Source organism: Bacillus sp. ABP14, from assembly GCF_001831375.1.
GTDB lineage: Bacteria > Bacillota > Bacilli > Bacillales > Bacillaceae_G > Bacillus_A > Bacillus_A paranthracis.
Genome location: NZ_CP017016.1, coordinates 170,195 through 187,239 on the forward strand (window position 1 = coordinate 170,195; position 17,045 = coordinate 187,239).

The 17,045-nt window shown below is 35.2% G+C and carries 17 protein-coding genes and 1 riboswitch; of the genes, 11 read left to right on the plus strand and 6 right to left on the minus strand.

Going from position 1 to position 17,045, the window contains the following annotated elements:
* Window positions 1–12: 12 nt before the first annotated feature.
* The 4 genes from BGI23_RS00955 to BGI23_RS00970 all read right to left on the minus strand — a co-directional run bounded on the left by BGI23_RS00955 (window position 13) and on the right by BGI23_RS00970 (window position 3,610).
* Window positions 13–519: a DoxX family membrane protein gene (locus BGI23_RS00955; RefSeq protein ID WP_000236350.1), complete on the minus strand. Its 507-nt coding sequence runs from the start codon at window positions 517–519 to the stop codon at window positions 13–15.
* 240 nt (window positions 520–759) lie between these two features.
* Window positions 760–1,677 (minus strand): sigma factor regulator N-terminal domain-containing protein, encoded by a 918-nt coding sequence (locus BGI23_RS00960; RefSeq protein WP_044790567.1) that lies wholly within the window; start codon window positions 1,675–1,677, stop codon window positions 760–762.
* The gene (locus tag BGI23_RS00965; RefSeq protein WP_000514137.1) at window positions 1,677–2,168 is read right to left on the minus strand and encodes an RNA polymerase sigma factor; all 492 of its coding nucleotides are present in this window, start codon (window positions 2,166–2,168) and stop codon (window positions 1,677–1,679) included. The genes BGI23_RS00960 and BGI23_RS00965 overlap by 1 nt, the downstream gene beginning before the upstream one ends.
* 140 nt (window positions 2,169–2,308) lie before the next feature.
* Window positions 2,309–3,610: a DUF5068 domain-containing protein gene (locus BGI23_RS00970; RefSeq protein WP_070805074.1), complete on the minus strand. Its 1,302-nt coding sequence runs from the start codon at window positions 3,608–3,610 to the stop codon at window positions 2,309–2,311.
* 439 nt (window positions 3,611–4,049) lie between these two features.
* On the opposite strand from BGI23_RS00970, the gene BGI23_RS00975 reads away from it, so the two are divergent.
* Entirely contained in the window at window positions 4,050–4,826 is a 777-nt protein-coding gene (locus tag BGI23_RS00975; protein ID WP_041184059.1) for an SDR family oxidoreductase, read from the plus strand.
* A gap of 53 nt (window positions 4,827–4,879) precedes the next feature.
* Here the strand turns inward: BGI23_RS00975 and BGI23_RS00980 are convergent, their stop codons facing one another.
* Window positions 4,880–5,788, minus strand: coding sequence for an NAD(P)-dependent alcohol dehydrogenase (locus BGI23_RS00980; RefSeq protein WP_070805075.1), 909 nt, complete (start codon window positions 5,786–5,788; stop codon window positions 4,880–4,882).
* Between the two features lie 145 nt (window positions 5,789–5,933).
* Between BGI23_RS00980 and BGI23_RS00985 the strand changes: the two genes are divergently transcribed.
* The 6 genes from BGI23_RS00985 (at window position 5,934) to BGI23_RS01010 (ending at window position 12,718) form a co-directional block, all read left to right on the plus strand.
* The gene (locus BGI23_RS00985; protein WP_000720093.1) at window positions 5,934–6,698 is read left to right on the plus strand and encodes a DUF6612 family protein; all 765 of its coding nucleotides are present in this window, start codon (window positions 5,934–5,936) and stop codon (window positions 6,696–6,698) included.
* 111 nt (window positions 6,699–6,809) lie between these two features.
* Window positions 6,810–8,246, plus strand: coding sequence for an FAD-binding oxidoreductase (locus BGI23_RS00990; RefSeq protein WP_070805076.1), 1,437 nt, complete (start codon window positions 6,810–6,812; stop codon window positions 8,244–8,246).
* Window positions 8,243–8,776 carry an MFS transporter gene (locus tag BGI23_RS00995; protein ID WP_070805077.1) on the plus strand — a complete coding sequence of 178 codons (534 nt, stop codon included), beginning with the start codon at window positions 8,243–8,245 and terminating at the stop codon, window positions 8,774–8,776. Before BGI23_RS00990 ends, BGI23_RS00995 begins: the two co-directional genes overlap by 4 nt.
* 78 nt (window positions 8,777–8,854) lie before the next feature.
* Entirely contained in the window at window positions 8,855–10,576 is a 1,722-nt protein-coding gene (locus BGI23_RS01000) for a DUF3981 domain-containing protein (protein ID WP_070805078.1), read from the plus strand.
* A gap of 165 nt (window positions 10,577–10,741) precedes the next feature.
* Complete coding sequence (locus BGI23_RS01005; protein ID WP_116777297.1) at window positions 10,742–11,953, plus strand: multidrug effflux MFS transporter; 1,212 nt, start codon at window positions 10,742–10,744, stop codon at window positions 11,951–11,953.
* 261 nt (window positions 11,954–12,214) lie between these two features.
* The gene (locus BGI23_RS01010) at window positions 12,215–12,718 is read left to right on the plus strand and encodes a hypothetical protein (protein WP_000756528.1); all 504 of its coding nucleotides are present in this window, start codon (window positions 12,215–12,217) and stop codon (window positions 12,716–12,718) included.
* A 16-nt stretch (window positions 12,719–12,734) separates the two neighbouring features.
* Here BGI23_RS01010 and BGI23_RS01015 read toward each other — a convergent pair whose 3' ends face one another.
* Window positions 12,735–12,950 carry a DUF3951 domain-containing protein gene (locus tag BGI23_RS01015; RefSeq protein WP_070805079.1) on the minus strand — a complete coding sequence of 72 codons (216 nt, stop codon included), beginning with the start codon at window positions 12,948–12,950 and terminating at the stop codon, window positions 12,735–12,737.
* 172 nt (window positions 12,951–13,122) lie between these two features.
* Window positions 13,123–13,228: riboswitch (SAM riboswitch) on the plus strand.
* Between the two features lie 135 nt (window positions 13,229–13,363).
* Between BGI23_RS01015 and BGI23_RS01020 the strand changes: the two genes are divergently transcribed.
* Genes BGI23_RS01020 through BGI23_RS01035 form a run of 4 tightly spaced genes read left to right on the plus strand, consistent with a single transcriptional unit; the run spans window position 13,364 to window position 17,039 of the window.
* Entirely contained in the window at window positions 13,364–14,281 is a 918-nt protein-coding gene (locus BGI23_RS01020) for an ABC transporter permease (RefSeq protein ID WP_000289331.1), read from the plus strand.
* Between the two features lie 16 nt (window positions 14,282–14,297).
* Window positions 14,298–15,302, plus strand: a complete 1,005-nt coding sequence (locus tag BGI23_RS01025; RefSeq protein ID WP_070805080.1) for an ABC transporter permease — start codon at window positions 14,298–14,300, stop codon at window positions 15,300–15,302.
* A complete protein-coding gene (locus tag BGI23_RS01030) occupies window positions 15,259–16,269 on the plus strand; it encodes an ABC transporter ATP-binding protein (RefSeq protein WP_070805081.1) in 1,011 nt (336 codons plus the stop codon). The genes BGI23_RS01025 and BGI23_RS01030 overlap by 44 nt, the downstream gene beginning before the upstream one ends.
* Entirely contained in the window at window positions 16,266–17,039 is a 774-nt protein-coding gene (locus BGI23_RS01035) for an ABC transporter ATP-binding protein (RefSeq protein ID WP_070805082.1), read from the plus strand. The genes BGI23_RS01030 and BGI23_RS01035 overlap by 4 nt, the downstream gene beginning before the upstream one ends.
* Window positions 17,040–17,045 lie beyond the last annotated feature (6 nt).

A 17,045-nucleotide genomic window follows, 5' to 3' on the forward strand; every position in this document is an offset into this window, starting at 1 on the left:
AGTAAACCGTTACTACGCAGTTTTACTTAATTTATATGTTCCGTGGTTGTTTTTACGGAAAATTTTTGGGAAAACATAGCCATCTAATCCAATACGTCCAGCGTTCTGTCCTGCAACTAAAATGAACATAGTCAAAATAAGCAGGTTTGGATTTACACTAACAGTTCCGCTTAATAAAAATGATAGATTCATTATGATTCCGAAAAATGCAGCTGTTTTTGTTAATCCGCCTAAAATCAAACCTAGACCTACTAAAATTTCTCCCCATTGAACTAAAAAGCTAAATAGGTCTGCGTTTGGAAGAACAAAATGTTGAAGAAAATCTGCCCACCAACTTTGTACTGCGGGGTGGTCACCTGATGCTTGAGCGATAGCGCCCTTTAGAAAACCACTTGCGTCAAAAGATTGTCCAAAGACTTTGCCTATTCCAGCAGCGAGCCATGTATACCCTATGTAAAGTCGTAAAAATAATAATATGAAAGTAGCACGTTTATCAGTTCTTAAAAAATTGATAACCATCGAAATCCCTCCAATATTGTATTTACAAGTTTATTATATATCCATTGTGAAAAAATTCACAATGGATATAATGTGAACAAATTTATGATTTTTTATTTATAAAATTGCACATAAAATATTGTGAAGTTTATTTTTGAAAATTAAGCAATAAATGAGAGATGGGAGCTATCTATTGTAGCGGATAGCTCCCGTAGTAAACAGGTTCATGTATGTTCTTTAAGTTCATCTGGGGGTTCCTTATTATTTCTCTGGTTTTATATAAGGAACAATTGGTGCAGTAACCCCTACAGAAGCACCACGAATAAATTCTTGATTTTCTAATGCCTTAAAGTTTTCCGTTTTTCCTGTTAGCATAACACCTAAAATTTTCACTTGATCGAATGGTTTGCCCTTGTTTGATTTTAAAAACTTTTGGATATCTTCGTGATATCCATCGTCATCGTATTGTTTAAGTGAATCAACGAACTCTTTGTACGCTTCTTTAGGAGAATTGTCTGGATTGAATCCGTAAACGGGCATACCAGCAGGTCCTTTGCTTTCATCTCCAATTGGTGAGGTCATATATAACCATACAATGTTTAAGTTGTCTGGAATTTTTTCTTTAATTTCTTGTAGTGTGTAGGGCTGATTGAAAGAGATAGCAACTTCGGCAACATAGTTGTTCATTTGTGAAACTTCTCCTAATTCATTTTGGACATCATCAAAATAGTCCTTAATAGCAGGATTATAAAATGTTGCAAATTTATTCTTTGTTTGTTTATCATACTCATAAAACTCTGTATTGGACCTAGACCAATAAAAACCAGGCGTTAATTCATTGGAATCAATATTGATACGGATCCAACCATAGGAGCTTGTTAATGTGTTCCATGGGACGATATAACCATTAATATTTTTGGAACGATTTGATATAATATTGCCGCCAAACATAGATGAATTACTCGTTACTTGAGAATCAATTTGTACATTTGGTTCTGCAATTGCATTATGTAAAAATAGTTGTTCGTGAAGTTTCGTAGAACTTTTGGCTGCGAAGTAATTGCCCACCTTATAAATGATAGGGATAAGTATGATGACAACGATAATAGAAGTAATGATGATTTTAAGTAACTGTTTCCTTTTAGCTTTTTTTAATGCATCTTTTAAAGAAGTATCCATTAAGGTTTTCCTCCTACTGTAGAATGAATTGTTTTACGTGCGCGATGTAACTTTTGTTTGACGCTGTTTACTCGAATATCTAGTATTAGTGCGATTTCTTCGTATGTAAAATCGTAATAATACTTTAAAAAGAAGGCTTCTTTGTATTCTAGTTTTATATCTTTTAATAGATAGAAAATCTCATCTTTATTTAAAACAGCATCTAATTCTCGGTCTGTATATTGTAGTTTTGAATAAATCTCTTCAGTTAAATAGATGTTTTGCTGCTCTTTTTTTCTCTTCAAGTCAATGTATTCGTTTAATGCAACCCTAAAAAACCATGGACGTATGTTATTCTCTGTTAGGTCATCTAGCAACGTATATACTTTATAGAAAGTATTTTGGATGATGTCTTCTGCGTCTTCTTTTATAGCCCCTTTCGCTAGTAATAGTTTGAACACTTCCTCCCCTAAATTGATAAGATAGGAGGTCAATATATTTTCTTTTCCCATCATTTTTCCTCCCTATACTTATACAACGAATAGGTAATCATAAATGTATACACTTAAATGAAAGTTTTGTTCTTGATACAAATAGAAAAGGCATATAACAATCATATGTTATATGCCTTTTCTATTATATATTTAGTAATTTATTTAGGTAATGTAAATTTAGCTTTTTTACCTTGTGAAATATCTTTAGCTTCTTTATTTCTCATAGGTCCTAACTCAATCTCAAAGCTTTTGTCTTTCCAAATCTTCTCATACTGCTCTTGATCTAAAATAAATACTTGCAGTAACTCTCCAGATGTTCCCGTTTTGACTGCAGCGTTATAGTCGTAATTTAGTAGCATACCTTCATTAATCGTATATTGTGTACCATCATTCACTCTCAATGTAGAGCTTATAGGAGATAGTGAAACGTCTTGAGTATCTTTGTTATCAAGCTTGAATTTCACTGTTAATAGAACAATACCATTTTTGAAATTTGCAAAGCGTGGAGCTTCGACGGAATTTGGTGTGAATTGAGTAAATTGGTATCCGTCTAATGTAACATGAACAGCACCTAATTCTTGGCTGCTATTAATACTTGATTTCTCTTTTAACATTTTTTTATCGCCCATGTTATTAGCCGTAGCTTTATCTTGGTAGAAAGTTTTATCTGTTGCAACCTTCTCAGCACCTTGTTTATTTAAACTTAATGAAAAGCTTCCAGGGCTTCCGATTGGAGCATCGAATTTTCCTTTATTAGCTTGTGCAGTTGGGACTGTGACTGAGACTGTTGAGAGACTTGAAATTTTTTCTAGATCATCTTTTCCGAATGGATACGCGATATAACCAGAAATAGTTTCTCCTGCTTTTACTAAGTAATCATTCGTTGGAGCAAGCTTAGTTGGTAGCTGATCTTCTTTTGGAATTAAGTCTTTATAGTTACTATATACTTTCTGAGCACCAGTAAATGACATGTCCAATGCTGGCATATAATAAATATCTTTAGCTGAACTATTTTTTACGCTATAGTTCACAAGAATAACTCCGCCCTCTGTTTGACGGTTAAATGGAATGTTAAAGTCCGTATGGAATCCATTTAATTCAACTAATGTATAGCTGTTCATCGATACTGAAACATCTTCAGCTTTATGGACTTGTGGTTCCTTATTTTCAAAAAGAACTTTTGTTTTACCACCTGTTTCTTTTTCCATGTAGGAAATAAGTTTAGAATAATCGCTGGAGCTAGTAGCGGTATTTTCCGTCTTTTTATCTTCAGTTTTCTTATTTTCGGATTTTTTATCTTCAGGTTTATTTTCTTTCGTCGTATCCGTTTTTTCTGTTTTGCTTTCTTTTGTTGCATTCTCTTTTTGTTCTTTATTTGTCGTATCGCTTTGACCACAGCCGGTTATTACAAAAGCTGCTACGATTATTGCAGAAAATAAAGAAAGTAATTTTTTTGACATGTTTCTTCCCCCTATTTGTATAAAACTAAACTCTCACATTAGCCCCACGTTTTATTATAAGAAGGCTAGTCAATATTTACCAGTGTTTTTTTCTGATTATTTCCATTATTTAAATATTATAATATAATAAATTTGATGGAAGTTTGGAATGGAATATTGGTTTTTATTTTTTATCATTTAAAATATTACATCATATTGTTAAGATAGAAATAGAGGTATATGGAAAGGAGACAAGGACTCAATATGTGGATGAACTTGTAATGATTAGAAATTAGATAGATGAATTTTTCTCTCATAAGTGAGGGGTTATTTAGCTATCTGTAAATCATGCAAGGATTGCATATTTGGCTTGTGCATCCCCTTTGTAAGGATAGATACGTATGTGGGGAAATTCATATCTCTTATATAAAATATGCGTCCTTTAAAATTGGAGGAGTATATGATGAATCAATTAAAACATAAAGTAGCAGTTGTTACAGGTGTAAGTCGTCTAGATGGTATAGGTGCAGCAACTTGTAAAGAATTAGCTGAAGCAGGATACGATATATTTTTTACATATTGGACAGCTTACGATAAAGAGATGCCTTGGGGCGTTGATCAAAGTGAACAAATACAATTACAAGAAGAGTTACTAAAAAATGGTGTGAAAGTATCGAGTATGGAGTTAGATTTAACTCAGAATGATGCACCGAAAGAGCTTATAAATAAAGTTACTGAACAACTAGGCTACCCCCATATATTAATTAATAATGCAGCATATTCTACGAATAATGATTTCTCTAATTTGACTGCTGAAGAACTGGATAAGCATTACATGGTAAACGTTCGTGCGACTACATTGTTAAGTAGTCAATTTGCCAGAGGATTTGATAAGAAATCTGGTGGTAGAATTGTGAATATGACGTCGGGACAATTCCAAGGGCCTATGGCGGGAGAACTAGCGTATGCAACAACGAAGGGAGCTATTGATGCTCTAACTAGTACGTTGTCAGCAGAAGTAGCTCATTTAGGAATAACAGTGAATGCAATTAACCCAGGTCCAACCGATACAGGCTGGATGACTGAAGAGATAAAGCAAGGATTAAAACCGATGTTTCCTTTTGGAAGAATTGGTGAACCAAAGGATGCAGCAAGACTCATTAAGTTTTTAGTAAGTGAAGAAGCAGAGTGGATTACGGGGCAAGTTATTCATTCAGAAGGTGGATTCAAAAGGTAAAAAGAAGGTATCTCACCCTGGTGAGATACCTTCTTTTTTAATCCTTATATATTTTATTTTAAGGTAATCGAAACGTTTCCTTTTTTATGCCCTTTTTCCACATACATATGAGCTTCAGCAATTTCTTCTAATCGGTAAGTTCTATCAATAACAGGTTTTAAATGTTCTGTTTCAGTTAGTTTTTTTAGTAGAATCATATCCTCTTTACTTACCTTTGCCATCATTCCATTCACAGATACATATTTTCCATTGGGTGTTAATGTATTTGTACAAAGGGATTTTTTATACTTCCCAACTGCATCAAATATAATATCGTAGCGCTCGCACCCCTTAGTAAAATCTTCTTTCGTATAATCAATTACTTTATCAGCCCCTAAAGATTGAACGAGTTCAAAATTTGAATTACTACAAACAGCCGTAACGGTCGTACCAAAATATTTAGCAAGTTGTACGGCAGCTGTTCCTACTGATCCAGATGCGCCATATATTAGTACTTGTTGCCCCTTTTTTATCCGGCCTTTTCTCAGAAAATGCAACGCTGAAGTTCCACCAAAAGGAATAACTGCCGCTTCTTCATACGTTACATTGGTAGGTTTTAATGTTATTAATCCACTTTCATGCACGCATGTGTATTCGGCATAACCACCAAGATTGAGTTCTGTTAATGCAAAAATTTGATCCCCTTTTTTAAATTGAGTTACATCTGTCCCAATATCCTCTATCTCTCCTGCTAATTCTACGCCAAGTATAGGGTTTCTCGGTTTTCTAAGTCCTAATATAAGTCGCATAGGAATCCAAAATAATAGAGGGCTATTAAATCCGCGTATTTTACAATCTCCAGTCGATACACTTGTTGCGTGAATTTTAACTAATACTTCGTTCTTTTTAGGTATAGGTTTCTCTATATTTTGAAGCTGAAGAACGTTAGGTGGTCCATACTGTGTGCAAATGATCGCCTTCATAATGTCCTCCTGAAATGAGTTGTCGTTATTTACATCATATTTAAAATCTTTATTAAACATGTCGCTATATAGCGAGTATAGATTAAAAATTATATAGATTTCATAGGAAAAGAGGTGATATTATTTTGGGAAAGGGGGCAACAGTATGAAAAAAATTATTTTTGTTTCAAGTTTAGTACTTGCAATCAGTCTAGGGGTAGGGTGTAGTAATGAGAAAACAGCAAAGACGGATGAGCCGAAAAAAGAATCCGTTCAAAAAGAAAAGGAATTAACGGCGAAAGATGTTTTCAAGAAAACGAATGAAGCTTTTAAAAATGAAGAACATGTAACGATGACATATGGTGTAGGGGTAAAAGCTGAGGGGACAGAGATGGATATATTAAAGGCTAAGATGCAATTAGAGCCAAAGACAAAGAATTCTCGTTCTGAAATGAATATTTCCGGTACAGATGTTGTAGTGTATACTGTGGATGGTAAAGTTGCTGGTGAGGTAAAAAACCCTAATACAGGAGAAGTTATAACCGTACCAGAGGAGCAATTAAACGCTGGTGGAATGAAAGCGACTCAAGATATTATAGATAAATTAGAAGTACCGGAAGTAGTTTTAGATAAAATGAAGCTGGAGAAAAGCGGAGATAAATATAAACTGAAATTTACATTAAAAGGGCAAGAAACAGAAAGTATGTTAACTAGCATGGATGAAACGCAGAAGAAAATGTTACAAGCACAAAATGCGAAGATAGAAGAAGTGGATGCAGAATATATCATTACAAAAGATTTTAAATATGAATCAGCAAAGATAGACATGATTATGAGTAGTAATGGCAAGGATAAAGCACACATTATTACGAACGCAAAATATACGTCGTATGAAAAGTTTGACCCAATACAATTGCCAGCAGCAAAGTAACAGTTTTGATAAGGAGGGACCTAAAATAAGGTCCCTCTTTTTTGTATTCTTTCTTCATAGGAAAATAGGTACAATATAAAGAGGAAAAGATGTAGAAGAGGAGAGTGTCATTTGAAAAAAGGAAAGATAGCGGTGGTCATTGTAGCATATACAGTGTTGCTTGCAACGTCTGTACATACATATAAAAAACAACTCGATCATCCTATTATGAGTGATGTAGGTAAATTGCTTCCGACAAAAATAAAACGTGTTGAAAGTGCTACTGATGAGCAATCGTTAATAAAATTAGTGCAAGATGCGAATGTTTCTGGAGAGAAGATTTCTATTGCTGGTATGCAACATAGTCAGGGCGGGCAGACGTATTATCCACATGGTACGATGCTTGATATGAAAGGGTATAATAAAATATTAGAATTTGATCCAGAGAAGAAGCGCATTACAGTTCAAAGTGGTGTCACGTGGAATGATATTCAGAAGAAAATAAATCCATATGGTCTTGCAGTTCAAGTTATGCAATCTCAAAATATTTTTACGGTTGGCGGTTCATTAAGTGTAAATGTACATGGTCGTGATATTCGTCATGAAGCATTGATTGATACAGTAGAGTCGTTTAGATTGCTAATGGCGGATGGTACGGTGCGTAATGTAAGTAGAGAAGAGAATGCAGATTTATTTCCTTACGTCATTGGCGGTTACGGGTTATTTGGTGTCATTTTAGATGTGACCTTAAAGTTAACAAATGATGAATTATATGAAACGCATACGAAAATGCTAGATTATAAAGAATACACGTCTTATTTCAAAGAAAAAGTGAAAAAAGATGCTAATGTTCGTATGCACTTAGCTCGTATTTCTGTTGCTCCAAATTCATTCTTAAGAGAAATGTATGTGACAGATTATACATTGGCACAAAATCAAAATATGAGGGAAGAGTATAGTGAACTAAAAGAAGAAACTATTATAGCAGCGCCGAAATTTTTACTTGGATTATCACGTTATAGTGATTGGGGAAAGAATACGTTTTGGGATATACAAAGAAGTTATTTTGAACGTACAGATGGAAAGTATGAGACGCGAAATAATGTTATGAGGTCAGATAGTGCCTTTATGGAATATGAAAACCCGAATAGGACAGAGGTGTTACAAGAATATTTTGTGCCTATAGATTCTTTTACGGAATACATAGATGATTTACGTAACGTATTAAATGAAGAAGAGTTTAATTTGCTCAATATTACGATTCGTTACGTGGAAAATAATGGAAATTCGGTTTTATCCTATGCGAAAGATGATATGTTTGCACTGGTTCTTTTAATTAATCAAGGGCGTTCTGAAAATGAGATAAAGAAGACAGAGAATGTTATTCAGAAAATGATTGATGTTACGTTAAAGCATAACGGTAGTTATTATTTACCGTATTATTCTTATCCAACGAAAGAGCAGTTAAAGAGAGCATACCCTCGTATAGAAGAATTTCTTGGGAAGAAAAAAGAAGCGGATCCAAAAGAGAGATTTGTGAATTTATTTTATAGGGAGTATACGAAATGACATATAGAAGATTTATAGCTTCACAAAGCATTATTATGATGGCGGGAAGTATGGTGTTTCCTTTTTACATTCTATTGCTCCGGAATGTTGGAAATAGCTTTTCGCAGTTTGGCTGGGCTTATGGTTTATTTGCCTTAACTTCAGCACTTGTATACCCGTTAGTAGGAAAACTGTCTGATCGAGTAGGCGATCAAAAATTATTAATTATATATGCCTGGACCATGGCAATATTAATGCTTTGTTTTCCTATTGCAACAGAAGTATGGCATGTATACATTCTTCAAATTTTAATGGGTATTTTAGGGGCTGTGCAGCGTAATACGGAGAAGACTTCGTTAGCACGAAAAGTTGTACAAGAAAATGCTGGTTATGAGATTGGAAAATATCATGTGTGGACATCGATTGGAGGAGCAGTAGCAATTATTGCAACAGGATATTTAGTAGATTTCTTTACGATCGGCACGATTTTTTATATTGCATCTATCTTATATGTAGTGAGCGGAGTTGTATTAAGTAGTAAAAAAATATAACAATTCCCATTTTTACCTGAATAACCTTTATTTGTTATACTAAAGAGGAAGACAAAAGAAAAGGGGACATTGCCTTTGATGAAATTTTTAATTTTAGCTATTCTCACTTTGTTTTTGATCCCATGGACAAGAAGAAGCGGTAGTAAACTTCGAGCAGTGGATAAGAAAGGGGATGAGAAGGTTGTAAAGGGTAAGAAATCATCTATTTTAGTTATTCCAGTTTTATTTTGGATAGGTATTGCAATCTATGAATATTTTTGGCTAATTGATGATCGAGTGGATTCAATTCTTACTCATTATTCTGTTGCAGTAGCGATTTTAATTGGGCTTGTTTTATTTTCCCAAGATCAAATAGGTAAATTAGAAGGTACGTTAAAAGGACTTCTAATGCTTGTTTTACTTGCAAGTTACGGCTACTTTGGTTATTTGCACGATATAGTAATCTCGCAAAAGAAATATGATTCTGTTGTAAAGGTAGAGAAAGATATTTCAGAGCCATTTACTGAAAATGATCAGCCATTTACAGTGCCGCCAAAGACAGCGGAAAATAAGATGAAAAAAGTATTTGGGGATATTCCGAAAGTAGCTTATTTTGAGCTAGGAGAATTAACGCCACAAATGGTAAATGGCGAGGCTTTATATGTAGCACCGATTGAAGTTTCAGGATTTTTTAAAGCACGTAAAGCTGAGACAATTCCAGGGTACGTCACGATGTCAGGTACGAATCCTGATGCAGAAGCAAAGCTGCACCTTGGTTATAAAATGAAATACGTGCCAAGCATGTTTTTCGGAAATAATTTAGAGCGTGTGGTAAGGCAAGCAGAACCAAATTTAATCTTTAAAGGAAAACCTAAATTTGAAGTGGATGATAAAGGGAAACCGTATTATACAATGACGTACGGTGAATTTATTTCAGGAAGATCTGGATTTGAGGTAGAGGGCGTTGTAGTAGTAGATGCACAAACAGGCGAAGTGAAAAGATACGATAAAGGAAAGGCACCTAAATTTGTTGATGGCGTATTAAATCACGAGACTGCATCTACGTTAAATACGTACTTCGGTAAATATATTCACGGATTTTGGAATACAAAATTCTCGCAAACTGATATGAAGATCCCGACTGAGTGGGGAACGAAAGAAGGAGTTACACCGATTTTCGGTAAGGATGGAACACTATATTACTTTACTGATTTCACTTCTCCGAAAGAAGGAGTAGATTCTGCGTTAGGTTACTCACTCATTGATGCGCGTACAGGTAAGTTGTATTACTATAATGGAAAAGAAGTAAAGGGAATTATGGATGGTTCGGCTGCTTCGGAAGTCGTGGATAATTCCTTTAAGAGAGAAAAGTGGCATGGAACAATGCCGGTTATTTATAACGTGTACGGTAAACCTTCTTGGATTGTACCTGTTATTGATGATGGAGGGTTAGTACGTGCCCATACTGTTATCTATGCTTCTAATGCGAAAATATTTGCAACAGGTTCGACGCAAAAAGAAGCGCTTGAGAATTATAAAAATGCGCTGAGTGGAAGCGGAGATTCATTTAGACCGACTTCAAATGGAAAAGAGGCGCAAAAAGAAGGCGTTGTACAACGTGTATATAAAGAAAAATCAGGTGAAAATACAATCGTGTACGTACTGTTAGAGAATGAACAAAAAGTATTTATGATACCTGTGAAGAAATTCCCATATGCTATGTTTACAGAAGTGGGAGATCCAATTCAAATCACATATTTAGATACAGGAGAGGCGATGTCTTCCGTATCCAAATTTACAAATAGTAATTTGAACAAGTAAAGCGATAGAAATTCTATCGCTTTTTTTACAGAATTAAACAGGAAAATGCGCTATACTTGACGTATGTTTATGTTGTAACTATAATTGTTACGATTTAGTATATATAGGAAAGGGTGAACGAAAAAAGTGAATGAAGTTAATCAGGAAATATATAAGCCTGTAAAGATGAACAGGTTATGGATGATTCTTGTATTAGGAACACTTACGGCAATTGGGCCATTATCTATTGATATGTATTTGCCTTCGTTACCAAAGTTAACGGATGACTTGCAAACAGGTGCATCCCTAGCGCAGCTTACATTAACAGCTTGTTTGCTTGGGCTTTCAGTAGGACAATTATTTGTTGGCTCAATTAGTGATATTTATGGAAGACGCAAACCTCTTATTATTGCTCTCATTATTTATGTTGCTTCTTCTTTACTTTGTGCTGTTGCGCCATCTATTTGGACTTTAGTGTTATTACGCTTCCTACAAGGAGCTTCAGGATCAGCCGGGATTGTTATATCACGTGCAATGGTACGTGACATGTATTCAGGTTCTGAAATGACGAAATTCTTCTCATTGCTTATGTTAGTAAACGGAGCAGCACCTATTTTGGCACCAATTATAGGGGGACAATTATTACAGTTCACAACGTGGCGCGGTGTCTTTATCGTTCTCGGGGCAATAAGTGTATTTATGTTAATATCAGCTACTTTCGTATTACGTGAAACATTACCTCCTGAAGAAAGAGAAACAGGCGGTTTGTCAGGGACGTTAGCGACGTACGGAAAACTATTAAAGGATCGTTTGTTTATGGGATATGCATTGTCACAAGGATTAGTAACAGCGGCAATGTTTGCTTACATTTCGGGATCGCCATTTGTATTGCAAAATATATACGGGGCATCACCACAGCAATTTAGTTTATTCTTTGCGATTAACGGTATCGGTATTATTATTGCTAGTCAGGTAACGGGTCGTTTAGCAGGGAAAGTGAATGAGAAGACATTATTTGTCTCTGGTATCATTATTGCAGCTGTTGGTGGTTTATCTTTATTACTAACAATCTTACTAGGGATAGGGTTAATTGGTGTTTTATGCTCGTTATTCCTTGTCGTATCAAGTGTTGGGGTTGTCTCAACAACTGGGTTCTCATTAGCGATGAGAAATCAAAAACAAGCTGCAGGAACAGCATCAGCTTTATTAGGCTTATTACAGTTCATTTCAGGAGCGCTTGTTGCACCGCTAGTAGGTATAGGTGGAAGTAACACGGCATTACCGATGGGTGTTGTAATAGCTCTTTGTGAAATTGGTGCGGTACTATGCTATTTATTTATGGCTAGAAGAAGTGAAAAGCAGTTTGAACTGCAAGCAAGACAAAATTTAGAGGCTTAACAAAAAAGAACTGATTCAAAGGGAATATTTGAATCAGTTCTTTTTTCATTTCTTTGAAATACCTCATATAGTTTTGTAAGGTGCTGTAGTAAAGCAGTGCAAAAGTTATTTGTATAAAGTGACGATACTGTGACAAACATGTTGGTATATATATTATGATGTCGTCTTAAGTGTAAAAAGTAGGATGTTCTCGGTATAATAACAAGTGGAGATAAAAGAAACTATAATGAGTAGTAGCTGTAGATAAAAGGAGAAGAAGAGATGAAGAAGGTTTTGGGTATTGCTGTAATGGGAAGTATGATCCTTCTAGCAGGATGTAATGGAAATAAGGATACGAAAGAACCGAAAGAAAAGGTAGAGCAATCTACAGAACAAACAGAAGAAATGAAAGAATACCGTGCAGTACATGAAAAATACGATTTGAAAATGAATAAAGAAATTAATAATGCACTGCAGTTATTTGAAGTGGCAAAAGAAAAGGGCGGTAAGGAAATAACGACTGCTACATATAAAGAAGATGTGCAAAAGGTAACAACGAGCATGTTAGAAGATATTGATCATATACGAAAAGAAATTCGTGTTCCGAAGTCGAAAGAGCAAGAACATGAGGTATATGTTGGTTTCTTGAATGAATCGGAACAAGCAATGAAAAAATTACAGAAGTTAGCTAAAGAAGAAGATTCATCGTTGATTCGTGATATAGAAATTAATTTTGCAACAGCATCGACATACTATAAACGTTTTCAAGCAGAAACGAAAAAATAACCTTGCCTATGCAAGGTTATTTTTTCTTCTTGCCATCTCCATCTTCATCCTCGGATACTAATATCTTCTGTTCTTCGTGAAATTCGGAAATAGTTTGCCCGGTAATATTATCAAAGGGGGTGTAAAAAGAGGTAATGCTTTTCTTTTTAATGAAAAGCTTATAAAATCCAATGATAACAAGTATAACGATTGTTAATGGTAATCCTATAGTTGTTAGAAGTAAGGGATCCATCATATAACTCCTTTCATATCGTTTTTTTTTATTATAGGCGAAAAACTGTAATTTAGATAAATACACTATTAAAAACTGATTTTTCTAAATATATCCAATTTGATTGACTTTTCATTTTTTCAGAATTATAATTCGAAATATACAATTTGAACCAAATAATAATATAGCAATTTACTTATCCAGAGAGGTAGAGGGACTGGCCCTATGACACCTCAGCAGCGGGTTCTGTAATAGGAACACCGTGCTAATTCCAGCAAGCAAGTCTTGAAAGATAAGTGATAGGCCTTTGTTTATTAAGCCTTGATCTTATTTTTTAAGATCAAGGCTTTTTGTATTCTAAAAAGAGAAAGGGAGTAATGGAAAAAGTACGTTCATAAAACTAAGTAAATATATGTGTTTAGGGGGTTATTGGAGTGTATGTAATTAAAAAATTATCGGTTATGGTGTTCACACTATGGGTTATTACGACAGTGACATTTCTAATTATGCATATTATTCCGGGAGATCCATTTTCATCAGATGCAAAGATCTTTCCGGAGGAAGTTGTGCAAAATATGAGAGCGAAGTATCACCTTGATGAACCGTTATGGAATCAATATGTTGCTTATTTAGACGGCGTAGTTCATTTTGATTTTGGTGAATCTGTTCAATCAACCGGGCAAGGTGTATCAGAAATCATAACAACTGGCTTTGGTCCATCAGCAATTATTGGTTTACAAGCACTTATTATTTCATTGCTAGTCGGAATTGCTGCAGGTACATTTGCTGCTCTCTATCATGGGAAGGTAATTGATTACGGTGTAAGTTTACTTGCCATCCTCGGTATTTCTATTCCAAGTTTTATTTTAGCACCACTATTTATACAAATATTCGCTATTCAATTCGAGCTCTTACCAGTAGCCTCTTGGGGTACATTTGAACATACAGTATTGCCATCCTTTGCATTAGCGTTAGGACCAATCGCAGTGATTACAAGATTTGTTCGCTCTAATATGATTGAAGTTTTGCAGAGTGATTATATTAAGTTAGCGAGAGCGAAAGGTATACCGATTAAGAAAATTATTATAAGACATGCTCTTCGAAATGCAATTGTTCCAGTGCTTACATTTGTTGGGCCGTTAATGGCTGGACTTTTAACAGGGACTTTCGTTATTGAAAAGATTTTTTCAATTCCTGGTCTCGGAAAATATTTTGTAGATAGTATTTTTAATCGAGATTATCCAGTGATTATGGGAACAACCATTTTTTATAGTGCACTTTTAATTGTATGTATTTTTATTACAGATATTATTCATCGTATTGTTGATCCACGTATTCGTTCTATTACGTAAGGAGGGAGATGTTTAGATGGAGGCTTATGAAATTAATGACCAGTTATTAACAAATGAAGAGAAAAAAGAATTAACAATAAATAAAGATCAGCAAAAGATTAGCCGAAAGAAAGAAGTGTTTCGTAAGTTTGTATCGAATCCAATCGCAGTTTTAGGATCAGTGACGTTATTACTCATTATTGTTTTTTCACTTGTTGGTGAAAGTTTAACGCCATTTACTGCGAGTGAACAAGTAAAAGAGGCGACAAATTTACCACCTAGTAGTGAGCATTGGTTCGGAACAGATGATTTGGGAAGAGATATTTGGGCGCGTACTTGGGTTGGTGGGAAGATTTCGTTAGTAGTTGGATTAGTGGCAGCTGCTCTTGATATAGGACTTGGTGTGCTAATTGGAGGATTTAGTGGATATGTGAGAGGGCGCAATCGCCTTGGGACATTAATTGATGAGTGGATTATACGAGGAATCGAAGTGTTATACGGTATCCCGTATTTATTAATTGTTATTTTACTATTAATTGTTATGAAACCAGGTCTTTTTACCATTATCATCGCCCTTGCATTAACAGGATGGATTGGTATGGCACGTCTCGTTAGGGCGCAAGTCTTATCTTTAAAACAAAGAGAGTTTGTTATTGCAGCGGAGCGATTAGGTACATCACATATGAAAATTATATACGGGCACTTAATTCCGAACTTAACAGGCATTATTATCGTAAATTTATCATTTACAATTCCAGCAGCTATTTTTTCAGAATCATTTTTAAGCTTTATCGGACTAGGAGTGCAATCACCGGCAGCAAGCTGGGGGACGATGACGAATGATGCGCTTGGGACATTACTAAGCGGGGAATGGTGGCAGCTATTCTTCCCAGCAATCATGATTGCGCTCATTATGTTCGCATTTAATGCGATTGGTGATGGTTTACAAGATGCAATTGATCCAAAAATCGTAAAACAGAATCGAAAGGAGAAAAAACATGGGACAGCTCTTATCTTTAGAAAACGTAACGTTAGCCGTTGAAAAAGAGAATAGTAAACAAGCAATTGTGAAACATGTTTCCTTTTCTATTAACGAAGGTGAAATTGTTGCACTTGTAGGAGAAAGTGGCTCAGGGAAAAGTGTTACAGCACAATCTATTATCGGCTTAAATCAAGAATCAATTCATATTGATGATGGAAATATATCTTTTGAATCAGAGGAATTAACGAATCTACAAGAATCAGAATGGAATCAAATTCGTGGGAAAGATATTGCTTTTATCTTTCAAGACCCACTTTCATCTTTAAATCCGACGATGAAGGTGGGAAGGCAAATTACAGAGGTGATTTTGCAACACGAAAAGAAATCGAAAAAAGAAGCAAAAGAAATTGCGATTAACTTATTAAATGATTTAGGGATACATGAAGCAGAGAAACGCTTTGAACAGTACCCACATCAATTAAGCGGAGGCATGAGGCAACGTATTTGTTTAGCGATCGCATTTGCCTGCCACCCAAAACTCGTTATTGCGGATGAACCTACGACAGCGTTAGATGTAACAATTCAAAAGCAAATTATGGAGTTATTAAAGGAAAGAAAGGAAAAGCAAAATACGAGTATTTTACTAATTACGCACGATTTAGCACTTGTACGTGAAGTAGCGGATCGAGTAGTTGTCATGTATGGAGGACGTGTTGTTGAAAAAGGAACGATAGAGGAAGTGATAGGCTCCCCTAAACATCCATACACAAAAAGCTTATTACAAGCAATTCCCAATATGGATGATTCTGAAAAAGTATTACGTGCAATAGAAGGGACGACACCTTCCATTGAGACGTTAAATAGCTTTGGTTGTCCTTTTGTAAATCGTTGTCCAGTAGCGATAAAAGAATGTATTCATCGTTTCCCAGAGAGAACAATATATTCCAAGGAGCATAGTTCACATTGCTGGCAACATGTTCTGGAGCATAATAAGGCGAAATCAAAAGAGAAGGTGAATGCCTCATGACGACAGATTTAATTACTGTAAAGCAAGTAACGAAAACGTATGGAAGTAAAAATAAAGAAATCGCAGCGTTAAAAGACATATCACTTGCGATCCCTAAAGGAACAACGCTTGGCATTATTGGAGAAAGTGGTTCAGGAAAAACAACACTTGGTAAGCTCATAGCTGGGATTGAGAGTCCAACGTCTGGTGAAATTGATTATAACGGTCAAGTCGTTCACAAGTTGAAGGCAGCTCATAAACGTGATTTCTTACAGAAAGTACAGTTTATTTTTCAAGATTCCACAGCAGCATTAAATCCGCGCTGGAAAGTACGCGATAGCGTAACGGAAGGTTATATTTCATTCGGTTTAGGTGATAAAGGATTAAAGGATAAAGTAGCAGGTGATGCGCTAGAACGTGTGGGGTTAGATAGACGATATATCGATCGCTATCCGCACGAATTTAGCGGAGGACAACGTCAACGAATTGCTATTGCAAGAGCGTTATTGTGTAAGCCAGAAGTATTAATTCTTGATGAACCAATTTCAGCCTTAGATGTTTCATTGCAAATTCAAATTGTACATCTGCTGCAAAAAATCCAAAAAGAACAAGGTTATACATATTTATTCATCGCGCATGATTTACCGATGGTTCACTATTTATGTGAAAAAGTAGCTGTCTTATACAAAGGAGAACTTGTTGAATTTGGAAATACGGACGAAGTATTCCGTAATCCACAACATTCTTATACAAAAACACTATTGGCATCAACACCAAAAATTTCAGGTTAAAGGAGA

Excerpts from the sequence above, each read along its gene's own strand:
- BGI23_RS00965 (WP_000514137.1), bottom strand. The coding sequence starts at position 2,168 with ATGGGAAAAGAAAATATATTGACCTCCTATCTTATCAATTTAGGGGAG.
- BGI23_RS00970 (WP_070805074.1), bottom strand. The coding sequence starts at position 3,610 with ATGTCAAAAAAATTACTTTCTTTATTTTCTGCAATAATCGTAGCAGCT.
- BGI23_RS00960 (WP_044790567.1), bottom strand. The coding sequence starts at position 1,677 with ATGGATACTTCTTTAAAAGATGCATTAAAAAAAGCTAAAAGGAAACAG.
- BGI23_RS01010 (WP_000756528.1), top strand. The coding sequence starts at position 12,215 with ATGAAGAAGGTTTTGGGTATTGCTGTAATGGGAAGTATGATCCTTCTA.
- BGI23_RS00955 (WP_000236350.1), bottom strand. The coding sequence starts at position 519 with ATGGTTATCAATTTTTTAAGAACTGATAAACGTGCTACTTTCATATTA.
- BGI23_RS00975 (WP_041184059.1), top strand. The coding sequence starts at position 4,050 with ATGATGAATCAATTAAAACATAAAGTAGCAGTTGTTACAGGTGTAAGT.
- BGI23_RS01030 (WP_070805081.1), top strand. The coding sequence starts at position 15,259 with ATGGGACAGCTCTTATCTTTAGAAAACGTAACGTTAGCCGTTGAAAAA.
- BGI23_RS01035 (WP_070805082.1), top strand. The coding sequence starts at position 16,266 with ATGACGACAGATTTAATTACTGTAAAGCAAGTAACGAAAACGTATGGA.
- BGI23_RS01000 (WP_070805078.1), top strand. The coding sequence starts at position 8,855 with ATGAAATTTTTAATTTTAGCTATTCTCACTTTGTTTTTGATCCCATGG.
- BGI23_RS00995 (WP_070805077.1), top strand. The coding sequence starts at position 8,243 with ATGACATATAGAAGATTTATAGCTTCACAAAGCATTATTATGATGGCG.
- BGI23_RS01015 (WP_070805079.1), bottom strand. The coding sequence starts at position 12,950 with ATGGATCCCTTACTTCTAACAACTATAGGATTACCATTAACAATCGTT.
- BGI23_RS00980 (WP_070805075.1), bottom strand. The coding sequence starts at position 5,788 with ATGAAGGCGATCATTTGCACACAGTATGGACCACCTAACGTTCTTCAG.
- BGI23_RS01025 (WP_070805080.1), top strand. The coding sequence starts at position 14,298 with ATGGAGGCTTATGAAATTAATGACCAGTTATTAACAAATGAAGAGAAA.
- BGI23_RS01005 (WP_116777297.1), top strand. The coding sequence starts at position 10,742 with ATGAACAGGTTATGGATGATTCTTGTATTAGGAACACTTACGGCAATT.
- BGI23_RS00985 (WP_000720093.1), top strand. The coding sequence starts at position 5,934 with ATGAAAAAAATTATTTTTGTTTCAAGTTTAGTACTTGCAATCAGTCTA.